This is a genomic window from Chryseobacterium arthrosphaerae (assembly GCF_001684965.1).
Lineage (GTDB): Bacteria > Bacteroidota > Bacteroidia > Flavobacteriales > Weeksellaceae > Chryseobacterium > Chryseobacterium arthrosphaerae.
The window spans coordinates 1-25,412 of the sequence record NZ_MAYG01000031.1 but is presented as its reverse complement, the minus strand read 5'-3'; the positions used below and the strand labels follow the sequence as shown (position 1 = coordinate 25,412).

23 protein-coding genes and 1 rRNA gene are annotated in these 25,412 nt (G+C 38.9%); 15 read left to right on the top strand and 9 right to left on the bottom strand.

All coding sequences use genetic code 11. The features are described 5' to 3' along the window. Positions 1-9: 9 nt before the first annotated feature. Positions 10-588 (bottom strand): 50S ribosomal protein L21, encoded by a 579-nt coding sequence (gene rplU, locus BBI00_RS23015; RefSeq protein ID WP_081995486.1) that lies wholly within the window; start codon positions 586-588, stop codon positions 10-12. A gap of 185 nt (positions 589-773) precedes the next feature. On the opposite strand from rplU, the gene BBI00_RS21115 reads away from it, so the two are divergent. From BBI00_RS21115 to BBI00_RS21080, 8 genes are all read left to right on the top strand, one after another. Then, the gene (locus BBI00_RS21115; protein ID WP_065400820.1) at positions 774-1,661 is read left to right on the top strand and encodes a neutral zinc metallopeptidase; all 888 of its coding nucleotides are present in this window, start codon (positions 774-776) and stop codon (positions 1,659-1,661) included. Positions 1,662-1,781: 120 nt separating this feature from the next. Continuing rightward, a complete protein-coding gene (locus BBI00_RS21110) occupies positions 1,782-2,870 on the top strand; it encodes an acyltransferase family protein (RefSeq protein ID WP_065400819.1) in 1,089 nt (362 codons plus the stop codon). Between the two features lie 74 nt (positions 2,871-2,944). Continuing rightward, positions 2,945-3,523 (top strand): tRNA-(ms[2]io[6]A)-hydroxylase, encoded by a 579-nt coding sequence (gene miaE, locus BBI00_RS21105; protein ID WP_065400818.1) that lies wholly within the window; start codon positions 2,945-2,947, stop codon positions 3,521-3,523. 24 nt (positions 3,524-3,547) lie between these two features. After that, on the top strand, positions 3,548-4,165 hold the full coding sequence (locus BBI00_RS21100; RefSeq protein WP_065400817.1) for a DUF502 domain-containing protein: 618 nt from the start codon (positions 3,548-3,550) through the stop codon (positions 4,163-4,165). A 90-nt stretch (positions 4,166-4,255) separates the two neighbouring features. After that, complete coding sequence (locus tag BBI00_RS21095) at positions 4,256-5,632, top strand: tryptophanase (RefSeq protein WP_065400816.1); 1,377 nt, start codon at positions 4,256-4,258, stop codon at positions 5,630-5,632. Between the two features lie 351 nt (positions 5,633-5,983). Beyond that, on the top strand, positions 5,984-7,060 hold the full coding sequence (locus BBI00_RS21090; RefSeq protein WP_065400815.1) for an FAD-dependent monooxygenase: 1,077 nt from the start codon (positions 5,984-5,986) through the stop codon (positions 7,058-7,060). Positions 7,061-7,064: 4 nt separating this feature from the next. Further along, positions 7,065-8,222 carry a pyridoxal phosphate-dependent aminotransferase gene (locus BBI00_RS21085; RefSeq protein WP_065400814.1) on the top strand — a complete coding sequence of 386 codons (1,158 nt, stop codon included), beginning with the start codon at positions 7,065-7,067 and terminating at the stop codon, positions 8,220-8,222. A gap of 162 nt (positions 8,223-8,384) precedes the next feature. Beyond that, a complete protein-coding gene (locus BBI00_RS21080) occupies positions 8,385-10,826 on the top strand; it encodes a TonB-dependent receptor plug domain-containing protein (RefSeq protein WP_065400813.1) in 2,442 nt (813 codons plus the stop codon). 164 nt (positions 10,827-10,990) lie between these two features. Here the strand turns inward: BBI00_RS21080 and BBI00_RS21075 are convergent, their stop codons facing one another. Continuing rightward, positions 10,991-12,208 carry a PQQ-dependent sugar dehydrogenase gene (locus BBI00_RS21075; protein WP_065400812.1) on the bottom strand — a complete coding sequence of 406 codons (1,218 nt, stop codon included), beginning with the start codon at positions 12,206-12,208 and terminating at the stop codon, positions 10,991-10,993. A gap of 105 nt (positions 12,209-12,313) precedes the next feature. On the opposite strand from BBI00_RS21075, the gene BBI00_RS21070 reads away from it, so the two are divergent. The 3 genes from BBI00_RS21070 (at position 12,314) to uvrB (ending at position 16,690) form a co-directional block, all read left to right on the top strand. Then, complete coding sequence (locus tag BBI00_RS21070) at positions 12,314-12,685, top strand: BlaI/MecI/CopY family transcriptional regulator (RefSeq protein WP_065400811.1); 372 nt, start codon at positions 12,314-12,316, stop codon at positions 12,683-12,685. A 2-nt stretch (positions 12,686-12,687) separates the two neighbouring features. Beyond that, positions 12,688-14,469 (top strand): M56 family metallopeptidase, encoded by a 1,782-nt coding sequence (locus BBI00_RS21065; RefSeq protein ID WP_065400810.1) that lies wholly within the window; start codon positions 12,688-12,690, stop codon positions 14,467-14,469. A 229-nt stretch (positions 14,470-14,698) separates the two neighbouring features. After that, positions 14,699-16,690: an excinuclease ABC subunit UvrB gene (gene uvrB, locus BBI00_RS21060; RefSeq protein WP_065401009.1), complete on the top strand. Its 1,992-nt coding sequence runs from the start codon at positions 14,699-14,701 to the stop codon at positions 16,688-16,690. A 78-nt stretch (positions 16,691-16,768) separates the two neighbouring features. On the opposite strand, the gene BBI00_RS21055 is transcribed toward uvrB, so the two are convergent. The 4 genes from BBI00_RS21055 to BBI00_RS21040 all read right to left on the bottom strand — a co-directional run bounded on the left by BBI00_RS21055 (position 16,769) and on the right by BBI00_RS21040 (position 19,648). After that, a complete protein-coding gene (locus BBI00_RS21055) occupies positions 16,769-16,999 on the bottom strand; it encodes a DUF3820 family protein (RefSeq protein WP_065401008.1) in 231 nt (76 codons plus the stop codon). 20 nt (positions 17,000-17,019) lie between these two features. Then, positions 17,020-18,099 carry an AI-2E family transporter gene (locus BBI00_RS21050; protein ID WP_065400809.1) on the bottom strand — a complete coding sequence of 360 codons (1,080 nt, stop codon included), beginning with the start codon at positions 18,097-18,099 and terminating at the stop codon, positions 17,020-17,022. Positions 18,100-18,118: 19 nt separating this feature from the next. Next, complete coding sequence (locus BBI00_RS21045) at positions 18,119-18,850, bottom strand: beta-carotene 15,15'-monooxygenase (protein ID WP_065400808.1); 732 nt, start codon at positions 18,848-18,850, stop codon at positions 18,119-18,121. A 72-nt stretch (positions 18,851-18,922) separates the two neighbouring features. Then, positions 18,923-19,648 (bottom strand): hypothetical protein, encoded by a 726-nt coding sequence (locus tag BBI00_RS21040; protein ID WP_083988610.1) that lies wholly within the window; start codon positions 19,646-19,648, stop codon positions 18,923-18,925. Between the two features lie 44 nt (positions 19,649-19,692). On the opposite strand from BBI00_RS21040, the gene BBI00_RS21035 reads away from it, so the two are divergent. Together BBI00_RS21035 and BBI00_RS21030 are read left to right on the top strand one after the other, a co-directional pair. Continuing rightward, the gene (locus BBI00_RS21035) at positions 19,693-20,670 is read left to right on the top strand and encodes an aminodeoxychorismate synthase component I (RefSeq protein WP_065400806.1); all 978 of its coding nucleotides are present in this window, start codon (positions 19,693-19,695) and stop codon (positions 20,668-20,670) included. Then, complete coding sequence (locus tag BBI00_RS21030; protein ID WP_065400805.1) at positions 20,654-21,280, top strand: aminotransferase class IV; 627 nt, start codon at positions 20,654-20,656, stop codon at positions 21,278-21,280. The genes BBI00_RS21035 and BBI00_RS21030 overlap by 17 nt, the downstream gene beginning before the upstream one ends. Here the strand turns inward: BBI00_RS21030 and menD are convergent. Then, positions 21,277-22,953 (bottom strand): 2-succinyl-5-enolpyruvyl-6-hydroxy-3-cyclohexene-1-carboxylic-acid synthase, encoded by a 1,677-nt coding sequence (gene menD, locus BBI00_RS21025; RefSeq protein WP_065400804.1) that lies wholly within the window; start codon positions 22,951-22,953, stop codon positions 21,277-21,279. The genes BBI00_RS21030 and menD overlap by 4 nt on opposite strands. Before the next feature lie 84 nt (positions 22,954-23,037). Between menD and BBI00_RS21020 the strand changes: the two genes are divergently transcribed. Beyond that, a complete protein-coding gene (locus BBI00_RS21020; protein ID WP_065400803.1) occupies positions 23,038-23,988 on the top strand; it encodes an isopenicillin N synthase family dioxygenase in 951 nt (316 codons plus the stop codon). A gap of 47 nt (positions 23,989-24,035) precedes the next feature. Here BBI00_RS21020 and BBI00_RS21015 read toward each other — a convergent pair whose 3' ends face one another. Continuing rightward, positions 24,036-24,311 carry a hypothetical protein gene (locus BBI00_RS21015; protein ID WP_065400802.1) on the bottom strand — a complete coding sequence of 92 codons (276 nt, stop codon included), beginning with the start codon at positions 24,309-24,311 and terminating at the stop codon, positions 24,036-24,038. A 228-nt stretch (positions 24,312-24,539) separates the two neighbouring features. Here BBI00_RS21015 and BBI00_RS23455 point away from each other — a divergent pair, with 228 nt between their 5' ends. Continuing rightward, a complete protein-coding gene (locus BBI00_RS23455; protein WP_165602572.1) occupies positions 24,540-24,701 on the top strand; it encodes a bacteriocin-like protein in 162 nt (53 codons plus the stop codon). Positions 24,702-25,335: 634 nt separating this feature from the next. Here BBI00_RS23455 and rrf read toward each other — a convergent pair. Next, a 5S ribosomal RNA gene (rrf, locus tag BBI00_RS23800) occupies positions 25,336-25,412 on the bottom strand; the annotation flags it as partial.

The following is a 25,412-nucleotide window of genomic DNA, read 5'->3' as shown; positions in this document are numbered from 1 at the left end:
ATTACTGGATTATTTATTAAGTGCTTTAAATTGATCGATATTCTTAATGATAGCAGCATCTACTTCTTCATGAGTAAGAATATTCTTTTCTAATTCAACTTTAACTGCTTTACCTAAAGTAATTAAAGTTTCTCTGTTCTCTTTAGACTGAGACAAGTTGTTTTTCTTTAAGTGATAGTTCAGCTCGTGATCTTCACTAAAGTTAACAGTTGCGTTGTCAGAAAGAACTTCACCTTTCACAGTTTCTTTTTTAGCAGCAGCTTTTTTAGCTCCACCTTCAAAACCTGTAATACCAGTGATTACGATTTGAGTTAAAGATTGTCTGTGACCGTTTTTCACTTTGTAACCTTTTCTTCTTTTCTTTTTGAAAACGATTACTTTATCAGCTTTAACGTGGTCAAGGATCTCTGCTTCTACAGTGATTCCGTTTACAGCTGGGGCGCCTACAGTGATTGCACCGTTTACAGTAAGAAGAACTTTATCGAAAGAAACTTTTCCTCCTTTATCTCCTTTTAAACGGTTTACAAACAACTTCTGGTCTTGCTCAACTTTGTATTGAAGCCCTGCTATTTCTACAATTGCAAACATTGTTTATAAATTTTTAGTTATTTCGAGGTGCAAATATACAAATAAAAATCTAAATAGCTTACAATCAAAGCAATGTTTTTTTCATGCAAAACATATTCACTATGTTTTGAATAATTTTTTTAAATAATGTATTCACACTTATGAGATTATTTCATACCTTCGTTTTACCAAATTGAATTTAATATATGAAAAGAAACTTTAATCTCTGCTTTTTAGCAGGCGCCATCGCTGTAAGTTCATTAACAGCATGTAGTGATGACTCTATGAACGAAACCGTTCAGCCTCAACAGGAAACGCTTAACGCAAAACCTGAACAACCCGGAGACCTTGAAAAAATCTGCTATTATGTAGACAATAACTGGAGTAGCAATTCAGTACTATTAACCGGACTTCAGAATTCTACAGACACCAATTTTATGAATTCCCAAATGACTAAAATTGCCGGCCTGTGGGGAAGAAGCAATCCTACGCTTCGATTTGTAAATGATCCTTCCAATTTTAACGCTACCTACAATGCCATTTCCTATTCTACAGGAAAAATCTATTACGGGTATGCTATCTATTACGATGCAAAAGCAAAAGGAGGAGATATTGTCAATGCCATGATCCTGGCTCACGAATACGGGCATCAGCTGCAGTATATCTTCGGGCTTCCTTCAGTAAGTGAAAGCACAGCAAGGCCAAATGAGCTTGAAGCAGACGGATTTGCAGGATATTACCTGAGAAGACCTAACGGTTATAACAAAACCAATTTCTCAGAGATCGCTGCCGCCTACGAGTTTGCACAAAGCATCGGAGATTACCAGACTTCAAGCCCTAATCACCACGGAACACCTGCCCAAAGAAGATCTGCAGTCCGTCTGGGCTTCCTTTTAGGACAGTATGATCTTAATGCCGCTAATTTTGATTATAATTTCTTCTATTATTATCAGGGAGTTCTGAACGGAACTTACAAAATGGCTAAGAACACTGTAAATCCGGAGATTGATGCTTACATGAGCCAATATATTGACGAATTGAGAAAAATTCAGTCCGGAGAAATTTCTGCAGAAGAATTTAAGCAGCTTAAATAAACGTAAACATTCATTTTTAGCATATTTTAAGAAAGGAGGCGGACTATTTTGTTCCGCCTCTTTTATGATGACTTGAAAGATAACAGAAGTTTAAGTACTTTTGAACCATATCCTATAAGAATGAACAGAGATCTCTACATCGACTTTGCCAAAGGACTGGCAACATTATCGATCATATTTATCCATACGGCTTTTTGGTCCGGGCAGTTCTATATTCCTGCAGAAGTAAGAGTTTTCTCTCTCGTCTTTGACGTAGCTCTTTTCTATGCACTCAGCGGTATAACCTCAGGAGCCAACATTGAGAAAACGTTGTACAGGTTGCTGAAGCTGCAGATCACTTATATGATCTTTGTAACGTTTCTGTTCTTTTCAGACTACTTTTTCAAAGTCTTTGGACTGACCTTTTTTTCTTTAGAATGGCTTCAGAATTTTTATTCCACATTTGGTTCCAAATATGCCACAACCGGTATTTCCGGCTATCCCCAATGGCAGAACCTCGGAAACTGGTATCTTCACCAATATACCAATGCAGACACATTCCCGGTCGTCATGGGAAGCTTCTGGTATCTGAAGGTTTATTTTATTCTCACCGTTTTCGGAGTATTGATTTTAAAGTTTTTCCCTAAACATATCAATTGGTTCATTGGGCTCTGCGTGGCTTTAACACTTTTGTTCTACTTCTTTCCTGAGTATTATCCGACAGGGCAGGTGGGGTATATGGCATTTTACCTTGCCGTATTTTTAACAGGTCACAAAATGCGTGGAAAAAAGATTCCAAACAAAATGATCCCGGTACTATATGCACTTGTTGCAGGTACTTTGGCATGGATGTTCTGGTATTACGGGACTGAAATATTTTACAGGATCAACAAAAATAAGTTCCCGCCACAGATTCCTTATATTATATGGGCCCAGTTTTCGCTGGTCACATTATTTGTGCTTTACAACAGACTGAAAATTACCCGGGACAACTTGATTACGTATATCGGTAAAAATGCCATTTTCTTTTATTTTGCGCAGGGAATAAGCTCATCTTTAGTTTATTTTCTCGTAGTTCCGCTTAAGGAAAACATGCCATGGTGGCTTTTGATGATCCTCATTTATATTATTAATATTCTTCTGGCTTTTGTGATTTCAACCGGACTGAAGAAGGTTGATACTTTAGGATGGAACATTTTGGAATTCTTAAGAAGAAAGACCGCTTCTTGATACTTTAGAGACCAAAGTGAAATAAAGTCGCATTTCTTGCGGCAATTTGCTTAAATTTACAAAAAATTTACAACATGTTTAAGTTGAAACTTCCCACTGATCCAAGGTGGGCAAATATTGCAGAAGGAAACATCGGCGAAATTTTAACGGATCATGCCTGGTGCGAGCAAAAAGCTGCGACCAATGCCATCGGGCTGATTACCATGCTTCCGGAATACCCTGAAATTGTCACTGAGCTTCTGGCCATAGCACAGGAAGAGCTTGATCATTTTAATCAGGTTCACGAGATTATCAAAAAGAGAGGCTTTGCTTTTGGACGGGCCAGAAAAGATGATTATGTAAATGAGCTGGCAAAATTTATCATCCAGGGGAGCAGAGAAGACCTCATCGTAGACAAAATGCTTTTTGCAGCGATGATTGAAGCCAGAAGCTGTGAAAGGTTTAAGGTTCTTACAGAAAACATTAAAGATGAAGAACTCAAAGTTTTCTACAGGGAACTTATGATTTCAGAAGCTAATCATTATACTACATTCATAGGTTTTGCCAGACAGCTTGGAGATCCTGAAAAGGTAAACCAGCGCTGGGAACAATGGCTGGAATACGAAGCCGGCATCATCAAATCCTACGGAAATAAAGAAACCATTCACGGCTAAAATATAAACAGTAAATAACAGACATTGAAGAAACCAAGCTTTGAAAGTATTGCCAATCTGTTCCTGAAAAACTTTTTTCAGGGGCTGGTTATTATCGGGCCGATCGGACTTACCATTTTCGTGATCTGGTATATCGTAAGCGCCATAGACAATCTTATCCCGTCTCTTGCCAAGCAGGTTCCGGGGCTTGTTTTCGTATCCATTATCCTGCTTACTGCCATTTTAGGATATCTGGGAAATAAATTTGTGGTTGGAAGATTCTTCTTTGACACCATGGACAGTTTACTGGAGAAAACCCCAGGAGTAAAACACATTTACACTCCTACGAAAGATGTCATGTCTTCATTCGTAGGCGACAAGAAAAAATTCAACGATCCTGTATGGGTAAAGACCAACGAAAATCCGGAGATCTGGAGAATCGGTTTTTTAACTCAGAAAGAAATGTCAGACGTTGACAAGCATAATTACGTAGCGGTATACCTTCCCCATTCCTATGCTATTTCAGGATGGGTAATTGTTACTGAAGAAAAAAACATCAAACCTGTAGTGGGAATGACAGCAGCTTCTGCCATGAAGTTTGCAGTAAGCGGCGGTGTGGCCGGATTCCATTCTGATGAAAATATATTCAAGGCTCCGGAATAATTTTTCCGCCTTTAATATACATTGATGAATTTGAAAATTATTTTCAAACCCATTTTCTTTACAAACAATTTAAAAAACATATTTTAACTCATGAATTTACCGTACGCAGAACCTTTCCGCATTAAAATGGTGGAAGAGATCTACCAATCTACAAAAGAAGAGAGAGAGCAATGGCTGAAAGAAGCCAATTATAACCTATTCAATCTGAAATCCTCTCAGGTATACATCGACCTTCTGACAGATTCCGGAACCGGAGCGATGTCTGACAAACAGTGGGCTGCGCTGATGACCGGAGACGAAAGCTATGCCGGATCCCGTTCTTTTGAACAATTACAGAACACGGTTGAAAGAATTACCGGATTCAGATATTTATTACCAACCCACCAGGGAAGAGCTGCAGAAAACGTTCTTTTCTCGGTATTGGTGAAAGAAGGAGATGTAGTTCCGGGGAACTCCCACTTCGATACCACCAAGGGACATATCGAATTCAGAAAAGCGCATGCAATCGACTGTACGATAGATGAAGCCTTTGATATTAACGACCTTCACCCTTTCAAAGGAAATATCAATCTGGAAAAGCTGGAGGAAGTTTATAAAAGCCACCCAAAAGAGAACATTCCTTTCTGTTTAATTACCATTACTTGTAACTCTTCAGGAGGACAACCTGTATCATTAGAAAACATGAAAGCCGTAAAAGCACTTTCCGACCAATACGGCATCCCGGTATTCTTCGACTCGGCAAGATTTGCAGAGAACGCTTACTTCATCAAAAAAAGAGAAGCAGGACAGGAAAACAGAAGCATCAAAGAAATCTGTAAAGAGATTTTCTCATACGGGGACGGAATGACAATGAGTTCCAAGAAAGACGGTCTGGTAAATATCGGCGGGTTCATTGCGCTGAATAATGAGGAAGTTTTCAGAAAGGCATCTAATTTTACCATTATCTACGAAGGATTTATTACGTATGGAGGAATGGCCGGAAGAGATATGGCAGCATTGGATGTAGGTCTTGATGAAGCTACCGAATTTGCTTATCTGGAAAGCAGAATTTCTCAGGTTGAATATCTTGGAAACAAGCTTATAGAATATGGAATTCCGGTTCAGAAACCCATCGGGGGACATGCTGTTTTCATTGATTCTTTAAATTTCCTTCCCAATGTGTCCCGTGAAGAATATCCGGCACAGACCTTAGGCCTTGAGATTTACAAGGAAGCAGGAATCAGAACAGTGGAAATAGGAACTTTACTGGCAGACAGAGATCCTGCAACCAGAGAAAACCGCTATCCTAAACTGGAGCTTGTACGTCTGGCAATTCCGAGAAGAACGTATACCAACAATCACATGGATTATATTGCCGCTGCAATCAAAAATGTGTATGAAAGACGTGAGGAAATAGCAAAAGGATACAGGATCACCTGGGAACCGGAAATCTTACGACACTTTACAGTACAGCTTGAAAAAGCATAAATATAAAACCGGAAACTTTTCCGGTTTTTTTATGACTGCACCTCAATCATTTGTTAGAGTTTAAAAAAAAGAAAATGTTTTTAGCTGTGAAGGCATGAGTTTCTTCTATAAAGGCATTTGTGGCCATAAGAAAAAAGGTTTTCTATACTTTATCCAAAGCACCAATTCCTCAGAAAGCCAGCGTATTAAAATGTAATAAATTTTATGCTTTTCATTTTATCTTTCAGAAATTCAGAATCAAATTAATTTATTTTTTAAAAATATTGAATGTTTTTACTTTAATTTTGCACGATCTAACAACCCGGTTCAAAACATTTAAACACTAACCTGAAAAAATCCGTTATTCCGAAAATGAACAAAATTGCTGTCGTGGGCGCCGGTGTTTCCGGCTTAAGCATGGCGAACTACTTAGAAAAGCACAAGATTGATTATCATATTTATGAAAGAAGGAAGAAAGAAGATCTGGCAGGCCACGGCTTTCTTATCCCCGAAGAAGGAATAGAATACCTTACACAGATTATAGACCGTTCCCAGCTTTTTAAACAGGGCCGTTTCCTGAAAAAATACATACAGTATTCCCATACAGGAACCAGGCTTGCAGAAAAAGACCTTCACAATGTATTTGCCATCTCAAGGCATTCGCTGATCAATCTTCTGGTTCAGAATATTTCCCCTGAAAAAATCACTTATGAAGAAACAGTTACTCCTTGTGATACAGAAAAAGGAAAGCTGAAAAAATCGGACGGAAGCTATATGGATGCAGATATTGCCATTATTTCTGATGGTTCTAAAAGCCGCATCAGAAGAAGCCTGTTTAAGGAAGAAAAAATGAGGCAGGTACGGGAAAACGAAGTTGTCAATATTATAAAAAATAAAGAGATTGCTGATTCCGTTGAAAATGACTTTATAAAATTTCACCATGAGGAAGGAGGCCTTACCTTTGGGATCCTCAAGCTTTCTGAAGATACAATCCTCTGGTATTCCCAGTTTGACAACGAAAAATACAGGATCCATGAATATACCGCTGAGCATTTAAAGAATTACATGCTCGAAGTTTTTGATAACTGGTTCCCTTTGATACCCTCTGTTATCAGAAAATCGGATTATAAAAATGTCCATGTATGGTGCGTTTATGAACTGGAGGAACTGAATCCTTTTTATAAGGACAACATCGTATTCGTAGGTGATGCAGCCCATCCTTTAATTCCTTTTACAAGCCAGGGAGTCACCTCTGCACTGAAGGATTCATATACTCTGACTAAATATTTAGTTGAAGAAGAAAATCATGTAAAAGCCTTCAACAGATATGAATCAGAAAGAAGACCTGAAATAGATATACATATCAATAACGGAAGGGCTTTACTGAACCAGTTTCTGCTCCCTGTCAGTCAATACTCAGAAAATATTTTACCCATATCTTATAAATAAAAAAATGTTTACCAATAACGATATCAATTTTGAAGCTTTAAAAAGAAAGGCCTACAACGGAAGATGGGCTACCCTTGACGATGGGATTATCCCTCTTACTGCCGCCGATCCGGACTTCAGAACCGCTCCCGAAATAGAACAGGGAATCATTGAATATATTAAAGACGGCTATCTGAGTTACGGCCCGTTTTCGGGGCTTCCGGAATTTAAGAAAAGTGTAGCTGAACATTTTAACAGGCAGAAAAACGGCAGCTTTTCTCCTGAAAATGTCCTTGCCGTTAACAGTGCTGCCCAGGGAATGTTTCTGATTGCATCCTATGTATTGCAACCGGGTGATGAAGCCATCATCCTGGATCCGGTAGATTTTCTGTTTAAAAAATCCGTAGAAACTGTTGGAGGAAAAGTAATGCTTTGCCCTGTAGATACCAGCACCGGAGAAATTGATTTTGAAAAAATGCTTTCCTTAATCAGTCCTAAAACCAGGCTTATCAGCATTTGCAATCCGCACAATCCTCTGGGAAAAGTTTATTCAATGGAAACGCTGAAACGGATTTCCGAAATTGCCTCTGCCCATCATCTGTGGGTAATGAGCGATGAGATCTGGAGTGATATTGTTTATGATCATAAGAACTTTCACACCTATTCTTCTGTATCTGAAGAAGCCAGGACAAAGAGCTTTACGGTATACGGATTTTCAAAATCGTTTGGGATTGCCGGTTTGAGGATCGGAGCTGTCTTGTGTAATGATCAGGAAGCCCTTGATGATTTTACGGAAAAATCTAATTTCAACTCTACCATAGAAGGCGTTTCTACTTTATCACAGATTGCAGGAAGTGTTGCACTGGAAAAAGCCGGGCCTTGGTTTAAAGAATTTTTATCTCACCTTCAGCAGAACCGGGATCTTGCGTTTCATCTTTTAAAAAATTCTGAAGTTCTTGAACCAGGTTTACCGGAAGCAACCTTTGTCCTGTTTCCAAAAATAAAAAACGGAATGTCAAGTGATGAATTTGCCCAACATGTTCTTCAGCAAGGCAAAGTTGCTATAGTTCCCGGCTCGGAAAGATGGTTTGGAAAAGGAGCCGAAGGCCATATCAGGATTTGCTTCTCCACATCCCAGGAAATTCTGGAAGAAGGGATTAACAGAATAATAAACAGCTTTTGAAATTAAAATTTTTCGTTAATTATCAAATATTAACGATTATTTTACTTTGATTTATAAAATTAAATAATAAATTAAGACATTCATAACAAATAATCTATTTTAATATTGATTTAAAAATAAATATTGATAATTTTGAGTGAATCACTACCCAAAATTATCAATATGAAGATAAAATACATCAGCATCATCTTTCTTGGTGCCACTACTCTATCCTATGCCCAGCAGGTAAAGGATACCCTTGTGAAAGAGTCCAGAATAGATGAGGTTGCCATTACCGGGAGCCGGAATAAAAAAAGAACGGTTACCAATACGCCTGTTCCTATTGACATCATAGACATCAAGCAGGTAAGCCAGGCTACAGGACAGGTTGAAGTTAACCAGTTGCTGCAGTTTGCTGCCCCGTCTTTCAATTCCAATAAACAGTCGGGATCGGATGGCGCCGATGCAGTAGATCCGGCTACTTTAAGAGGCTTAGGTCCTGATCAGACGCTTCTTCTACTGAACGGGAAAAGGTACCATCAGTCTTCCCTGATCAACCTTTTCGGTACCAAAGGAAGGGGAAATACCGGCTATGATATGAATACCATTCCCATAGGGGCGATTAAGAGGGTGGAAGTTCTCCGTGACGGAGCTTCAGCACAATATGGTTCAGATGCGATAGCCGGAGTGATCAATGTTATTCTCAACGACCGGGATCATGGTTTCGAAGGAAATTTATTTTCCGGGATGAATCTTTTTAAAAGTCCTGGAAATAATGATATTGTATCTGATCATAAAATTGACGGAACTACTTTCGATTTTAGCGGAAATCTTGGAACCAAAATAGGAAACAAAGGAGGTTTCGGGAACTTTACCGCTGAGTTTATCAATAAAGACTATGCCATCAGGAATGCCAATCCTGACATTTATAATGATCCTTCCCCTGCTCCCAGACAGCGTTTCGGAGATGCCAAAGCCCAGAATGTCTATTTCTTCGGGAATATTGAGCTTCCTTTAACCGACGGGCTGAAGTTCTATTCCCGGCAAGGATTTTCCCACAGAAATACCAAAGCCTACGCATGGACCAGAACCCCTGATGCGGATGGAAATATTCCGGAAGTTTACCCTGCAGGCTTTAACCCGATCGAGGATACGAGTATTACAGATTTTACATTCGACAATGGCTTAAAATTTAAAGTAGCCGATTGGGAGGTTGATTTTTACAATGCCTTCGGAAACAACAGGTTTACTTATGATATCACCAATACCATCAATGCTACTTTAGGAGTGAAATCTCCCACCAGATTTGATGCCGGAGGACATTCTTTATTACAGAACACAACCGGATTCAATGCCACAAAGCAGTTTAAGGTACTGGAAGGTTTAAACATTGCTTTCGGATCGGAATTCCGCTATGAGAAATTCAATATCATTAAAGGAGAAGAAGCTTCTTATGCCATGTATGATGTCAATGGGAATCTTGTTACCCGTGATACACCGGAAAGTCTGCTGGTAACCAACCCGATAAGCGGAGCAGTAAGGCCCGGAGGATCACAGGGATTCCCCGGCTATTCTACTGATATCGGAAAAAGCAGAAATAACTTTGCTGCTTATCTGGATACAGAACTGGATGTTACAAAAAACTGGATGATCAGCTTAGCCGGAAGATTCGAGAATTATAATGATTTCGGAAGTACCCTTAACGGTAAATTCGCTACACGCTATGCCTTCACTCCTCAATTTGCTTTCCGGGGATCTGTTTCTACAGGATTCAGGGCCCCTTCCCTGGCACAGAAATATTACGGGCAGCAGTTTACCAATTTCCAGGGCGGCAAACTGGTGACGATTCAGCTGGCTTCCAATGACAGTGATCTGGCCAACAGAGTCGGGATTGCCCAACTGAAACAGGAAACCTCAGTGAACGCAAGTGCCGGATTTACTTTTAATACAGGTAAATTCACAGCAACTGTTGATGGATATTATATCAGCGTAAAAAACAGGATTGTTCTGACCGGAAACTTTTCAAGAGATGACCTGCCCACTGATGTTCAGACAGATTATCCCTATATTGATCAGGTCCAGTTCTTCTCCAATGCTATAGATACCCGGACAAAAGGTGTTGATATCATATTAAGTTATAATGAAAACATTGGTTCAGGAAAGCTTACTGCAACTTTAGCCGGAAATTATAATGATATGGAGATCACCAATGTCAATACTTCAGAACACCTGAAAGGGAAAGAAGATATCTACCTGAGCCCGAGGGAAAGAGGCTTTATCCTGGCTTCTGCTCCTAAGACAAAAATTAATTTAAATCTGAACTATAAGCTCAACAGATTCAACGCCAACCTCCAATTGGTAAGATTTGACAAGGTAACACTGATCGGCTATGATGATGCGGAACAGGTCTACAATCCAAAAGTGACCACCGATCTTTCGTTTGGATATGAATTTTCAAAAAATATTAACCTGACGCTGGGCAGTAAAAATCTATTCAACAGATATCCTACATTGCAGACCACTCAGGTTACTACCGGAAATACGGAATCAGGAGGAATCTTTGATCCGGTACAGATGGGGTTTGCCGGAAGACAGGTTTTTGCAAGGCTTAATTTCAAATTCTGATGGAGTGTAAATTGGGAAGCTGGAAGTTATCGCCGGTTGCTTTATACCTGATGATGATTTGATACTAACGATTCAATCTATCTTAAGTTCCACAACTTTAGAATTCATGCAAAATAGGCTGTCAGAAAGTAAAGTATTTAGCTTTTTCTGACAGTCTCTTTCATTTATTTCTTTGAGATCTTATAAAGTTTACCGCTGTCCGTTACAGCATACAGATTTCCATCCATGCCGTTCAGTACATCCCGGAAGCGTTCTTTCTGATCTGCCAGAAGACGCTCTTCTCCTACTACTTTTTTATCTTTCATAACAATTCTTGCAATGTGTTCGCCGCTCAGACACCCGATCAGCAGATTTCCTTTCCACTCTTCGATATTCCCGGTATAAAACGTAATGCCACTCGGCGAAATAACAGGATCCCAATAATACACAGGCTGCTCCGTTCCCTGTTTCTGGGTAATTCCCTGCCCCACCTTATCTCCTGAATATTCAATACCGTAAGTAACGTCGCCCCATCCATAGTTTTTACCAGGCTGTATAAGATTGATCTCATCTCCTCCTCTCGGTCCCATTTCCACATCCCAAAGGTTTCCGTCCGGATCAATAGCCATTCCCTGAGGATTACGGACTCCATAGGCATAAATCTCCGGTTTATAGCCCTGTTTTCCTATAAACGGATTTCCGGGAGCGGGCATTCCGTCTTTTGTAATTTTGAGGATCTTGCCTAAATAATTATCCGTTTTCTGGGCATAGGCACGGGTTACTTTATCTGACCTTTCTCCGGTACTTACAAATAAGTTCCCATCTTTATCAAATGCCAGCCTGCTTCCATAATGCTTGTCGCCATCATAGGAAGGTTCTGCCCGGAAGATTACTTTGACTTCAGAAATATTTTTAAGATCGCCTGAAAGCTTTCCCTTTGCTACAGAAGTTAAGTTTCCTTTTCCGAAAGGTTCTGAAAAACTGAAATAAATAATGGTATTGGTTTTAAAGTCAGGATCCAGTGCCACATCCAGCATACCGCCCTGTCCTTTTGAATCTACTTCAGGAAAGCCTTCCACTTTTGAAATCTGTTTTCCATCCTTTGAAACAACATTCATGTGCCCTCTTTTATCGGTAATAAGAAACCTTCCGTCCGGCAGGTTGATAATTCCCCAGGGTCTTCCCAGGTCTTTATTCAAAACCTCTACACTGTATGGAGTTTTTGTCTTTACAGCCTTAATTCTGGTCTGCCCTTTAAAAGCAGGTTTGTATTCTGAATTAGGCTTTTCTGTCTCTACACTGCCATCACTTCCGGTCTTCTGTGCATTTACATGATTCTTCTTACATGACGACAGCGTAAGGAAAACACTCAGGATCGGAATATAAAATTGATTGATTTTCATAACATTAGGATTAGGTGATATGAAATGAATGGAAAAATAATGCCATAAAGTTTGGTCGTTTAAATTTTTATTCTACATTTGTAGAACAAATTACAACATTGTAGAATGAAAGATATAAAATTAACTGATTCTGAAAAAGTTCTGATGGATATTCTTTGGGAGAAAAAAAAGATTTTCATGAAAGATATCCTGGAAGCATACCCGGATCCTAAACCTGCAGCCACAACCATTGCAACCCTGCTGAAGAGAATGCAGAATAAAGACCTCGTAGGCTATACATTGTATGGAAATTCCCGTGAATACTATCCTAAAGTAGAGAAAGGGGAATATTTCAAGGAAGAAATGACCTCCATGATTGACCGTTTTTTCAACAGCTCTGTGACGCAGTTTGCCTCTTTTTTTACGTCTAATGCCAAACTAAGCCAGAAACAGCTGAAAGAACTCCGTGATATTATTGATGAACAGATAAAGGAATAGCTATGTCTACAATAATCTTTAAAATCATTGTATGTTCTTCTATCTTCATTGCGGTATATTATCTTTTTCTGGAGAAAGAGAAAATGTACAGGTTCAACCGGTTTTACTTACTGTCCTCACTTGTGCTTTCTTATGTAATTCCCTTTATAACCATTACCATAGAGGCTCCGGAGACAAAAGCAGAAACAAATCCGCCACTGATAATTGAAGAAGCCGCTCAGCAGATCAATTTCATCCAACCTGTACAGGAAAGTTTCAACTGGATGAATATACTATGGGCTGTATACATTCTGATCACACTTTTCTTGCTGATTAAAAGCATTTTAGCTCTTCTTAAAATCAACAGAACAAAAGGGGAAAAGCGTATATATCAGAATTACAATATGGTACTGACAAAAGATGATGTATCGCCGTTCAGTTTTTGGAATACCATCTACCTGGGAGAAAGCTATATCAAAAATGGAACGGTTGATCCGAGGATTTTCCTGCATGAAAAAAGCCATCTTGATCAAAAACACAGCATCGATCTGATCATTATAGACCTTTTCAGGATATTCACATGGTTTAATCCCATTATTTTCCTGTATAAAAAGGCAATTATCAGCAATCATGAATTTCTGGCAGATGAGTCTGTATTAAACGGAAAGATCAATATCAAAGAGTACCAGAATTTAATTCTTGATGAGATTCTGAGCCACCAGAATCCAAGCCTGACACACTCATTTAATTTTAATAACACCAAAAAAAGATTTATTATGATGAAAGCAAAAAAATCAAAATTCAGTTTTCTTAAAAAAACAACCGGAATAGCTGCCCTTATTGCTGCTGCTGCAATATTTTCAGAAAGAACCTACGCAGAAAGTCGCGTCATTGAAACGGTTTCTGACAATCCGGTAAAAAGCTTTTCCGAAGCTACAGACCAGGATTCTTACAAAGAATTTAAGGATATTTTATCTAAATATTCAGCTCTCCTAAGTCAGGGAAAATATGCTGAATTTTCAAAGAAAGTCTCTGAAAGCGATAAAAAAAGACTTGAAGAGCTTTATCCACAGCTTACCGATGCCCAGAGAAATGAGCAGAAGATCATTTTCTTCGCGACTCCCGAATTCAAAAGAAGAACGCTTACAGAAAAGGAAATGCAATCATTTCTAAACAAGAACAATTATGCGGTCTGGATTGATTCAAAAAAAGTGAATAACAGTGTTTTGAAAAACTACAAAACTTCAGATTTTTCCAATGTGAATATAAGTAAGGTAGGACTGAATGCCAGAACAGAAAAAAATCCACAACCTTACCAGGTGAGCCTAATGACGCATTCTTATTTTGATCAGGTGAAAAAGGAAAGAGCATCTACGGTAATGGGATTTAAGAAAGAGATGCCAAAGCCTGTTGCAGATACGATCTCTCCAAGGAAAACAGCCCCGGAAAGCGATGAAGGTAAAAACACAAATATCAACACAGCGCAGAATAGAGATTACACCGAAGCACAGTATCCTGAAGGATTGAAAGGTCTTAGAGCGCAGATAGGCAAACGCATGGATGTAAGCTCACTTGGAGATTTTAAAGGGTCTACAATAACCGCTATGGCTTACGTGCATATTGATGAAGCAGGAAAAGCAACCCAGGTGACCACTTCAGGAGATAATGAAACCTTCAATAAGGAATTCCTTAAGACGATGACCGCCATAAGCGATGAGACAACATGGAAACCTGCAATAAAAGACGGAAAAGCAATAGCATCTGTTTTAAAAGTTCCGGCAACCATGACCTTTACACGACCGTAAAGACGTTTCATCAGTTTTTACTAAGTTAGTTCTACTCTGCCACGGATATGTGAATCCTTATTTATTCGCATATCCGTGGTATTATCATTATTAAGAGCAGAAATCCTGAGCAGGAATATGATCTGAGCTTTGTGGCAACTGATCCGCTGTCATGAACCAAAATATTCATCTTCAAAAGATTATCCAGCCTGAAAATTCTTTCGTATTTTTGTTGTATACATTCTTTTCTATGGATTTTAAGCTTCACTCAGAATATAAACCCACCGGAGATCAACCCCAGGCTATTGACAAACTGACAGCAGGAATAGAGATCGGTGAAAAATACCAGACTCTTCTTGGGGTAACAGGCTCGGGGAAAACATTTACGGTTGCAAATGTTGTACAGAATGTTCAGCGCCCAACGTTGGTTCTGGCACACAACAAGACACTGGCAGCACAGCTTTTCATGGAGTTTAAAGAGTTTTTCCCGGATAATGCTGTGGAATACTTTGTAAGCTACTATGACTATTACCAACCTGAAGCATATATTGCCACTACCGGAACGTATATTGAAAAAGACCTGAGCATCAATGAAGAGGTTGAGAAATTACGTCTTTCTGCAACGGCAAGCCTTCTTTCCGGAAGAAGGGATGTACTTATTGTAGCTTCTGTTTCCTGTATCTATGGTATCGGAAATCCTACGGAATTTCATAAGTCGTTAATTTCTATCGCTATTGGTGAAAAGGTGACAAGAACAGCACTTCTTCATTCGTTAGTTAGCGCACTGTATGCCAGAACATTAAATGAGTTCCAAAGAGGTACGTTCCGGGTAAAGGGAGATGTGATTGACGTTTTCCCGGCTTATGCTGACAACGCCATCAGAATTCAGTTTTTCGGTGATGAGATTGAAAAGATTCAAAGTTTTGATCCTGTAACCGGAAATGTAGATTCCAATTTTGATCAGATCCAGATATATCCGGCCAATCTTTTCGTGACTTCGAAGGAAACCTTAAATGGTGCCATCAAAGATATTCAGGATGATATGGTAAAACAGGTTGATTTTTTCAGTTCTGTAGGAAAACCGCTTGAAGCAAAAAGGTTGCAGGAAAGAACTGAACTTGACCTTGAAATGATCAAAGAGCTTGGATATTGTTCAGGAATTGAGAACTATTCAAGATATCTGGATGGAAGGCTTCCGGGAACAAGACCTTTCTGCCTGATCGATTATTTCCCTAAAGACTTTTTAATGGTCATTGATGAAAGCCACGTAACGGTTCCCCAGGTTCACGCCATGTACGGCGGAGACCGAAGCAGAAAAGAAGCTTTGGTGGAATACGGATTCAGGCTTCCGGCAGCCATGGATAACAGACCTTTAAAGTTTGAGGAATTTGAAGCCATGCAGAATCAGGTGATCTACGTTTCTGCAACGCCTGCAGATTATGAACTGGAAAAAACAGGAGGAGCCTATATTGAGCAGATCATCAGACCTACAGGACTTCTTGATCCGGTCATCGAAGTAAGGCCTACTTTAAATCAGATTGATGATCTGATGGAAGAAATCCAGAAACGATCAGATGCTGACGAAAGGGTTCTGGTAACGACCCTGACTAAGAAAATGGCTGAAGAACTTACCAAATATTTTACAAAATTCGGGATCAGAACAAGATACATCCACTCCGATGTTGAAACCCTGGAAAGAATTCAGATTATGCAGGATTTGCGTCTGGGACTTTTTGACGTTCTGATCGGAGTCAATTTATTAAGAGAGGGATTAGATTTACCGGAAGTTTCACTTGTTGCTATTCTGGATGCTGATAAAGAGGGAATGCTGAGAAGCAGAAGGTCAATGATCCAGACTGTAGGCCGTGCTGCAAGGAACATCAACGGAAAAGCCATTATGTATGCAGACAAGATTACAAAATCAATGCAGGCAACCCTGGATGAAACAGAATATCGCCGTGCCAAACAGATGCAGTATAATGAAGAGCATGGACTGAAACCCATGGCTTTAAATAAAAAGATATCCGAAAGTCTTGTAGGAAGAAGCAAAGACTTCCCGGATGAGAAATACACCCAAAAGGAGATCCTTCAAAAGGTTGCTGAAACAAAAGCCAGCTACGCCAGTGAAGATATTGAAAAAATGATTGCACAAAAGCAGAAAGAGATGGAAGCCGCCGCTAAAAACCTTGATTTTATTAAGGCTGCCAAGCTGAGGGATGAAATTGCTGCTTTGAAAGCGTAATTATTTTTTATCAGGATTAAACAGTTTCGGCGGCATCTTCGATGCCGCCGAAACTGTTTAATTTTATTATTATATGATTTACAATCCGTTTCTTACAGATGCTCTGATGGGAGTAAGCAGATCCATCAGCCCGTTTAATTTAATCTCATACACCGTTGCAAGCTGCATCCCCAGTTTTCCTTTGGGCATCCCTCCATTACGGCGAAACCATTCCAGGTAACTTACCGGCAGATCGGCCAGAATTATACCTTCATACTTCCCGAACGGCATTTTAACAACGCATATTTCCTTTAATATTTCCGGATTCAGTCCTTCCACTTTTTATATAATTAAATTAATTTTTCATCTAAATCATTCTGCACGGGCAATTCCAGATCCGGAGGTGTATTTTCATCAGAAAACTCATTTCTGTATACCTGGATCAGAAGAAGGGTAAGCGAGATCAGAATCGGCCCGAAAATAAGCCCCATAAAGCCAAACAGGTTCATTCCCATAATGATCCCGAATACGGTATTTAGCGGGTGGATATTTTCCAGTTTTTTCAAAAGGGTAAAGCGGAGAAGATTATCCGTAAGCCCTACCACAACTACACAGTAAATTGCCAGTCCAAGACCTTGAGCCGTATTCCCTTCTGCAATCATAAAGATACATACGGGAACATAGATGATTGCAGTTCCCACTACAGGAATCACAGAAGATACTGCTGTAAGGGCAAAAAGCAAAATAGCTCCCGGAGCACCGAATATCAGATAACCGATAAGGGCAACTATCCCCTGACCTACCGCCACAACAGGAATTCCAATGGCGTTGGCCATGATCAGCTTTCTCATCTTATCTCCGATCAAAGAAATGTTTGATCTCTTCAGCGGAGCGGAAGAAGTCAGGATTCTTTCAAATAACCTTGGCTTTTCCAGCATAAAATAAAGAATGAAATACATGGACATGATCACCGTAAGCGTATTGAACGTCCCGCTGAGTGCCGAAGTTGAAATTTTCCCTACGGAATCTTTCAATTTATTCATATTATCTTGACTGAGGATATCAAATCCCGTTTTATTCTGAATATAATTGTGGATCTTATCCAGAAATATATTGAATTTGGCCATATAAGCCTGGGCATTCCCAAGCTTATCAATAATAAGATCTGCAATAAAATAAATCGGTAGTATTAAAACAATAAGACTCGCAAACATTAAAACAAATGCTGCCAGCGAGGGTTTCCATTTCTTTTCTTCCTGCAGATAGAAATTGTATTTCCTACAGACCACATAAATGGTAATGGCACCTAAAACCGATGGAATGAACAGCGCTAGATTAAAGCAGATTAATCCTGCCAGTACCAGAATAATAACCAGCAAAGAGACTTGCTTGATCGCAACACTGCTTATCTGTTTGTCTTTGTTCATCATCTGTTATTTATTTTTTTATTTATTGTTTGTTATACATAATTTGTCTCGGTTTCCCTAAAAATGCACAATAGGTAGAATACATCACAATCATCATGAAAGGTGCTGTAAGAATAACTCCTATCCCGCAAAGTACCACCCCTGCCACAGAGATCAGCATTCCCAGAATACCTGTTAAAAGGAATGTTCCATAATTTTCTTTTGCAATATTGAATGATTTTGAAATGGCATCTGTAGCCGAAGCATTTTCAAACAAAAGAATAGGATACCCTATCAGAAGCAAAGGATATACAAAAATAAGAGGGAAAAAGCACAGCATGGCTGCCACTGCAGAAATTATCCCTGAAAGGAAGCTGTACAGTAAAATATTGACAAAATTCTGACGGTATCCAATGAAAAGATCAGAAAACTCAATCGGGCTCTTGGTATTGTATTTATTCACCATATAGATCAACCCAACATACAATGGAGACAGCAACAGCCCGAAAAGACCCGAAAACGTCATATACAGCGGAACTCCAGGTGCAGCCCAGTAATTGAAGTCTCCTCCTGAAGACTGCATTTCCTCCATCATGGCAGTAGAGTTGAAACCTGTAACCAACTGGATAAGATAACCTCCAAGCATATAAATGATCATAGCCACCACTCCGTAGCCAAAGACCCCCTTATACATTTCGAAAGCGTGAGAAATAATTGATCCGGTCTCCCTGTTGGGTACAGACCCCTGCTGATCAAATTCGTTAAATTCAGACATAGTTTAAATATTTAATGATTTTACCAAAATTAACTTTTTTTAGCAAAAAAACATATTAAACCTCGTTGAAATTTAACCTTTCTCTGAAAAAACCGTTTTGTATAGTGAATAGATCATAGCATTCCAGAAAGGAAAAGTAAAAAGGCCTCCAATAAAAAACAGTGTGAATCCCAGGTATTTAAACAGAACGGCAACAAGCATACAGACCATAATTTCTACAAAATACATTTTCAGGGCTTTAAAATTCAAAGAAATTGCTTCGAAAATCCTTTTGTTGGTAAAAAACATCAGAGGAGCCACAAAAATGGTCACTGCAACCCATAAGACTGCCAGTATTACAGTAGGAACGGTAAATCTGTAAATAAAGAACCAGAAAAGAAAATACCCCAGGTACTTAAAAAAGTTGAGTCCGCTATATCCCACAAACAAATCTCCCAACTCGGGCTTTTCATTGAGGTCCAGCTTTCTGAAGAGCTGAAACATCCCAATATTCAGCGGATACAGAAATGCGGTTGTGGCCCATATCGCCAGTGTGAACATCTGATAGCCTTCCGTTGCACTGAGCTCTGCAATCTTTTCCATATACGCTTTTGTGCCTTCCTTAAGGGCTTCTGTCAACACCTGATTCTGTTCCCAGATTCCATACTTCTCTCCAAAGAAAAACAGTGAGGTAAGAAAGATTCCAAAAAACACCATTGAAAACATCAACTGATAGACCAGTGTTTTATTCCAGTAAAAAAAAGCCTGCTTCAATATAAAATCTATTCCCGGTTTCTGAGGATATTTGCTCTGCATCATAAAAATTTTATGCAAAAGTAAACATCAATAATTATTTTTGCGGAATGTTTTCAGTGAATCATCAAAAATTTATGGAAATGGACGAACTTTCTCTCCGGAAGGTTCCCTATTTTTTTGTCATCGACTTTCTTTCAGAGAATGTAGAAGTCTATAAAGAAAATGAAATAGAAAAATCAGGTTTAAAAATTGATTTTCAGGAATTTTCAACTTTAAAAAACAAACACACATTCGATAAAAAAGTAGAATGGAAATCATTTCCCGAAACACTGGAAAGCTTTCAGACCGGTTTTGATAAGGTGCAGAAAAATATTCGTCTTGGAAATTCATACCTGGTAAACTATACCAGAAAAACCCGGCTAGAAACCAATTTAACATTGGAAGAAATTTTTCATCACTCAAATGCGAAATACAAGGTTTTTTATAAAGATTTTTTTGTATTTTTTTCTCCTGAAACTTTTGTGAAGATCATAGACGGTAAAATTCTGACCTATCCGATGAAAGGAACTATTGATGCCTCTCTTGAAAATGCAGCTGAACTCCTGAAGAATGACAGGAAGGAAAAAGCAGAACATTATACTGTTGTGGATCTGCTCCGGAATGACCTGAGTATGGTTGCAGATGAAGTAAAGGTAGAGCAGTTTCAACGCATTGATTTCATTAAAACCCATCAAAAGGATCTGTATGCGATGAGTTCTGAAATTTCCGGGAAATTAAAGCCTGAGTTTGATGGCAAAATAGGAAGTATTATGCAGAAGCTTCTTCCGGCGGGTTCTATTTTAGGAGCTCCCAAGCCCAAAACACTGGAAATTATCCTGGAAGCGGAAGGATATGACAGAGGATATTATACAGGAGTCTGTGGCTGGTTCGACGGGCAGAATGTCGACAGCTGTGTAATGATACGCTTTATTGAAAAAGAGGGAGATCAGCTCTATTTCAAAAGCGGAGGCGGTATAACGCACATGAGTAAATTAGAAGACGAATATCAGGAAATGAAAAATAAAATCTATGTCCCAATTCATTGAAAGCATTAAAGTAGAAGATCAGGAGGTTTTTCTATTGGATCTACATCAGAAACGTGTCAATCAAACCTTTTCCCATTTCGGAAAGGAAGACTCTATTGATCTGGCCAAAATTTACAAAAATCTGCAGCATGACGAAGACGGACTTTTCAAATTAAGAATTTCATATGATCTGGATAAAAGAATCCGGACCCAGATGATCCCTTACGCTATTCCTGAAATACAGGATTTTAAGCTGATGGAAAACAACAGTTTTGATTATTCCTTCAAATTTGAAGACCGTAAAGAACTGGATAAAATGAAAATGAAATCTAAGGCAGAAGAGATCATCATCGTTAAGAATAACCATATTACCGATACCTCATTTTCAAATCTTTTGTTTTTAAAAGGTAAAGACTGGTATACGCCCAATACTTACCTGCTCAACGGTGTACAGAGACAGCACCTTCTGAAACAGAAAAAGATCAAAGAAACGGAAATCACATTACAGAATATAAAGCAGTTTTCCCATTTCCAGCTCATCAATGCCTTAAATGACTTCGATGATATGTTTATTTATCCTATCGACAGAATTATCAATCTGCCGGGCAATGAAGAATATCTTGATCTTTAGTTTTCTTTCATAAAATTAAAGTAAGCCTTCTGTACATCCGCACTGTTCTTCCCGTAAGTATTCACTTCCAGGATTTTAGGCTGTGCATCAGGTTTGAAGAAATTCTCCAGCACCCGGTCTAATGTAAGCTCATCTTCTACCCTGATATAAGAGAACCCGAAATGCTTAGCGAGATGCTCTGCATTTTTACGGTGTTTGGTAGCGATGAATTCATCCAGTGTATTCGGATTGGCATTTCCGGGCCCCGGGATGATTTTAAAGATATTTCCTTCCCCGTTATTAAAGATCATGATCCTTACAAACGGCGGGATGTACTGGTTCCAGAGACCATTAATGTCATAAAAGAAGCTCAGATCTCCGGTAATCAGTAACGTAGGGTTTTCATTTTTGATGGCAAACCCCATTGCAGTTGACGTTGAGCCGTCAATTCCGCTCGTTCCCCTGTTACAGTATATCTTTCTTTTACCGAAATCAAACAGCTGTGCATATCTGATTCCCGAAGAATTGCTGAAATGGATATTATAATTTTCAGGTACGGTCTGCGAAGCTTTATTGAAGAAATAAAAATCCGAAAACTCAACCGTATTTAAAAACTGCTCATGTCTGGCATCCTTCTTATCCCTTAATACATCCCAGAGGTTGTAATAAGGCCTTGGTTCCAGATTGATATATTTTAATAATTTTGAAAAGAAAACCTCAGGTTTCACTTCAATTTTTTCTGTAAGGGCAAAATACGTATCCGGCTGCCATACTTCATCCAGATGCCAGTGCTGCTTGGGTCTTGCACTTCTCAGGAACTGTTTTACTTTCTTGGAAACTACGTTCTGTCCTACTGTAATCAGAAGATCCGGAGCATAGGTCTTATAATCTTCTTCTGTAAAGTTGAAAATATAACGGTCGATATGCCTGAAGAACTTCTCATGGTACAAATTGGAATTCGCTTCGCTCAGTACCACTACCGAATGATTTTTTACAAGCTGCGTCAGTTGATTTTCCAGTTCCGGACTGTAATCTCTTGTTCCCACCAAAAGCATAATCCTTTGAGAGGTATGCCAGTCTGCAATCAGATTGGCCGGAATCTCATACTCTTTATGTTTGATCGTCTTCTCAACCGTAGGGAAGGTTGGAAGTTCTGAAACCAACTCATATAAAGGTTCCTCCAAAGGGATATTGATATGCACAGGGCCCTGCTTTTCAAAGCACAGCTCTATTGCCTTTTTAATAATATCAAAATTAATATCTTCCGCATTCTCTTTGCTGTCTTCCAGCAATTGGAAATCGCCGTAAGAATGCTGATGAAAAACATCCTTCTGCCTGATCGTCTGCCCATCGAAAATATCTACAAAATCCGTGGGTCTGTCAGCTGTCAGTATCAGAAGAGGAATATTCTGGTAAAAAGCTTCCGTCACTGCAGGATAATAGTTAACTACCGCAGAACCGCTTGTACAGGTAACAGCCACAGGTTTCTTCTCACTTTTAGCCATTCCCATTGCTACGAAAGCAGCACTTCTCTCGTCTACAATACTGTAACAGTTGAAACTATCCACTTCTGAAAAGTGAATCGCCAAAGGAGCATTCCTTGATCCCGGAGAAATTACGATGTCTGCAATTCCGTACTGCTGAAGAAGATGTGCAAGTATTTGGATACTTCTCTTGGAAGAATATTTTTTCATACAGCAAATTTAACTTATAAATAATGATTTTAAAATCATTTAATTCAAAAAAAATGTAATTTTGCTATTCGTAAATTTCTAAAAATGGACAAAATACCTAGTGTAGACCTGCGTGATTTCCTTTCGGACAACCCGGAACGCAAACAGAAATTTGTAAATGAAATCGGAAAAGCTTATGAAGAAATTGGTTTTGTTGCCTTAAAAGGCCACTTTCTTGATGACAACCTGGTAGAGGATTTGTATGGAGAGGTAAAAAACTTTTTTGACCAACCTGTGGAAACGAAACAAAAGTATGAGATCCCAGGAATCGGAGGCCAGAGAGGTTATGTAGGATTCGGTAAAGAAACTGCTAAAGGTTTCAAAAAAGGAGACTTAAAAGAATTTTGGCATTTCGGACAGTATCTGTCTGATGATTCAAAATACAAAGCTGAGTATCCTGACAACGTCATCGTTGAGGAACTTCCAAAATTCAACGAAGTAGGTAAGGAAGCATTTCAGATGCTTGAAAAAACCGGGCAGTATGTGTTGAGAGCCTTAGCACTTCACCTTGGTTTGGATGAGTTTTATTTTGACGACAAAATCGCTGAAGGAAACTCTATTCTAAGACCTATCCACTACCCGCCGATCACTGAAGAACCGGATGATGCGGTAAGAGCGGCAGCACACGGAGATATTAACCTTATTACTCTTCTTATGGGAGCACAGGGAAAAGGTCTTCAGGTTCAGAACCACAACGGAGAATGGATCGATGCGATTGCAGAACCGGATGAGCTGATGATCAATGTTGGAGATATGCTTTCAAGACATACCAACAACAAATTGAAATCTACTATCCACAGAGTGGTAAACCCGCCAAGAGAACTGTGGAGTACTTCAAGATATTCAATCCCTTTCTTTATGCACCCTGTCAGTGCAATGTCTTTAAATGCTCTTGACAATTGTGTGGACGAAAATAATCCAAAATTATATGAGGACACCACCGCAGGAGAATTCTTACATGAAAGACTTATAGAATTAGGCTTGATTAAGAAATAATCATAATAATAGTCAGTAATTAGATTACTGACTATTTTTTTTATAATTTATCCTGTTATACAATAAAATTCCGGGCACGGTGTAGATTGCGTAAAAGTTCCCCACGGACAGATACAGGTATATGTATTTCCTCCACCGCCTCCAGGATTTCCACCACCGCCGGGATCTCCGCCATAAGGAACACATTTACCTTCTGAACAAATAGTACCCGGTGAACAGCCTCCTTCACCCGGTCCACCTCCTTCAATACAATAGGATGGAAAATCTATTCCGGCAATAATCACTTTTCGGTCTTCTCTTGAAAGTTTTTTCAGATTTTTCATAGTTTTTTGTTTTTGATATTTCCTACTCTGTAAGCTTTTCGGATACCGCTTGCTTAAAATTAATATTTATTCATCTAATAGTCAAATATTTAACCATAAAAAAACATCATTAATAAAAATTATTTCTCAAATTATGATTAATAATTGATTTTTATTTAGAAACATAGTATTTTATTAAGAATATTTTATTTAATTTTACTATACTATCAAACTTTCAATTAAAACGATATGAAAAATTTAAAAAAACTAAAAAAAGACCAGTTAAAAAGTATTTCAGGAGGTACTGATCTTCCTGGAGGAGATTTCTGCATGTATTATTGCAACGGAACCATCATCTGCGCAGGCTGTAGTGATGATTTTAAATGTCCTGAAACCAGCAGCGATATGTAAGATTGAAAATCAGAATGCCATACAAGTGAACCGTTTCTTTTGAAGCGGTTTTTCTTTTGCTGTCACATCTATATTGAATGGGGAAGTAGTATCATCTGCAAGAACTCTCTTAGAGCTAAAATAAAGCTGTTACTATTAATTTGCTTGTCTGTACACACATTTTAAAAGAAAGACCATTTTTGCAACCCAGATAAAGCTAAATAAAAAGATACTGCCACAATCTATTGATCTTTATATTTTCAGGAGCTTAATCCCGCTATCCGCTCATACTCCTCACGCCTGTACGCTGCCACACTTCAGATCCTCTGCTCTCCCACCTGTGCTGCGGGGTAACCGCTGCTATCGGGGCTAGGGTATGGGGGATTAGTAATGAGTAATGAGTAATGAGTAATGAGTAATGAGCAATCCGGAATTAAAAAAAGAACAGGATCAGGATTGGAATTGGGATAAAAGAGAGTAAGGGATAATAGGAGTATTAAGCCACAAAGTATTCAATAGGGACGGGCTTTAGCCCGTTCTCATCAAAAAGAATAAATTCCATTAAAAATAAAGAAGTCCGCTGAGAGCTTCTTTGGATATAAAACAAAAAAAATCCTTTATCGTTATGATAAAGGATTTTTAAAAATAAAATAAAAACTGGCGGCGGCCTACTCTCCCGCGTTAGCAGTACCATCGGCGCTGGTGGGCTTAACTTCTGTGTTCGGAATGGGA

Bases quoted from the DNA above. Each gene is read 5' to 3' on its own strand.
- rplU (WP_081995486.1), bottom strand. From the start codon at position 588: ATGTTTGCAATTGTAGAAATAGCAGGGCTTCAATACAAAGTTGAGCAA.
- BBI00_RS21115 (WP_065400820.1), top strand. From the start codon at position 774: ATGAAAAGAAACTTTAATCTCTGCTTTTTAGCAGGCGCCATCGCTGTA.
- BBI00_RS21110 (WP_065400819.1), top strand. From the start codon at position 1,782: ATGAACAGAGATCTCTACATCGACTTTGCCAAAGGACTGGCAACATTA.
- miaE (WP_065400818.1), top strand. From the start codon at position 2,945: ATGTTTAAGTTGAAACTTCCCACTGATCCAAGGTGGGCAAATATTGCA.
- BBI00_RS21095 (WP_065400816.1), top strand. From the start codon at position 4,256: ATGAATTTACCGTACGCAGAACCTTTCCGCATTAAAATGGTGGAAGAG.
- BBI00_RS21090 (WP_065400815.1), top strand. From the start codon at position 5,984: ATGAACAAAATTGCTGTCGTGGGCGCCGGTGTTTCCGGCTTAAGCATG.
- BBI00_RS21085 (WP_065400814.1), top strand. From the start codon at position 7,065: ATGTTTACCAATAACGATATCAATTTTGAAGCTTTAAAAAGAAAGGCC.
- BBI00_RS21080 (WP_065400813.1), top strand. From the start codon at position 8,385: ATGAAGATAAAATACATCAGCATCATCTTTCTTGGTGCCACTACTCTA.
- BBI00_RS21075 (WP_065400812.1), bottom strand. From the start codon at position 12,208: ATGAAAATCAATCAATTTTATATTCCGATCCTGAGTGTTTTCCTTACG.
- BBI00_RS21070 (WP_065400811.1), top strand. From the start codon at position 12,314: ATGAAAGATATAAAATTAACTGATTCTGAAAAAGTTCTGATGGATATT.
- BBI00_RS21065 (WP_065400810.1), top strand. From the start codon at position 12,688: ATGTCTACAATAATCTTTAAAATCATTGTATGTTCTTCTATCTTCATT.
- uvrB (WP_065401009.1), top strand. From the start codon at position 14,699: ATGGATTTTAAGCTTCACTCAGAATATAAACCCACCGGAGATCAACCC.
- BBI00_RS21050 (WP_065400809.1), bottom strand. From the start codon at position 18,099: ATGATGAACAAAGACAAACAGATAAGCAGTGTTGCGATCAAGCAAGTC.
- BBI00_RS21045 (WP_065400808.1), bottom strand. From the start codon at position 18,850: ATGTCTGAATTTAACGAATTTGATCAGCAGGGGTCTGTACCCAACAGG.
- BBI00_RS21040 (WP_083988610.1), bottom strand. From the start codon at position 19,648: ATGATGCAGAGCAAATATCCTCAGAAACCGGGAATAGATTTTATATTG.
- BBI00_RS21035 (WP_065400806.1), top strand. From the start codon at position 19,693: ATGTTTTCAGTGAATCATCAAAAATTTATGGAAATGGACGAACTTTCT.
- BBI00_RS21030 (WP_065400805.1), top strand. From the start codon at position 20,654: ATGTCCCAATTCATTGAAAGCATTAAAGTAGAAGATCAGGAGGTTTTT.
- menD (WP_065400804.1), bottom strand. From the start codon at position 22,953: ATGAAAAAATATTCTTCCAAGAGAAGTATCCAAATACTTGCACATCTT.
- BBI00_RS21020 (WP_065400803.1), top strand. From the start codon at position 23,038: ATGGACAAAATACCTAGTGTAGACCTGCGTGATTTCCTTTCGGACAAC.
- BBI00_RS21015 (WP_065400802.1), bottom strand. From the start codon at position 24,311: ATGAAAAATCTGAAAAAACTTTCAAGAGAAGACCGAAAAGTGATTATT.
- BBI00_RS23455 (WP_165602572.1), top strand. From the start codon at position 24,540: ATGAAAAATTTAAAAAAACTAAAAAAAGACCAGTTAAAAAGTATTTCA.